Here is a 671-nt window from a genome sequence, read left to right as displayed (position 1 = left end):
CATCGTCTGGCCACGCCCCACCTGGTCTTCGAACAACTGAGCCTCGGCACGCGCTATCCCGTGGCCGTAGCGATGGCTTACCTCCGGGATGTGGTCAATCCCGAAGTGCGTCAAGCCGTCTCTGATCGACTCACCCGCATTCGGACGGATACCGTGGTCAATGCGACCATGGTCGCCAGCTACTTGCGGGACCATCCGGGCACGATCATGCCGACGGTGCGCAACTCGGAGCGCGTCGACCTGGTGGTCTGGCAGCTCATCCAAGGCAAGGTGGCCGTCTTGGTCGACGGCGACCCCTTTGTGTTATGGGTGCCGACAACCTTATGTGACTTTTATCGCACCTCGGAGGATTACACCACGCCCTGGTATAACGCCACGTTCATCCGCGGGATTCGCTGGATCGCTTGGGGATTCGGCCTCTATTTGCCCGCCGTCTACATTGCCCTCACGGAGGTGAATCCGGACTTGGTCCCACCGCCCCTCGTCATCCTCACGGCGGGCAGCCATACCGGGTTGCCGTTTACGCCCATCGTGGAGGTGTTGGTCATGGTGCTAATCATCGAAATCCTCCGGGAGGCCGCGTTACGCTTGCCCAAACCGCTCGCCACCACCATCGGCACCGTCGGCGCCATCGTGGTCGGCACAGCCGTCGTGAAAGCCGGCTTTGTGAG

1 protein-coding gene is annotated in these 671 nt (G+C 61.8%); it reads left to right on the top strand.

Features of this window, described 5'->3' with window-relative positions; translation table 11 throughout:
- A partial coding sequence (locus HIJ39_RS23270) for a spore germination protein (protein WP_207711900.1) occupies positions 1-671 on the top strand: 671 nt, incomplete at both ends.

This window comes from Sulfobacillus harzensis, from assembly GCF_012933365.1.
In the GTDB taxonomy this organism is placed as follows: domain Bacteria; phylum Bacillota; class Sulfobacillia; order Sulfobacillales; family Sulfobacillaceae; genus Sulfobacillus_B; species Sulfobacillus_B harzensis.
This window is presented reverse-complemented; position numbering and strand designations above follow the sequence as displayed.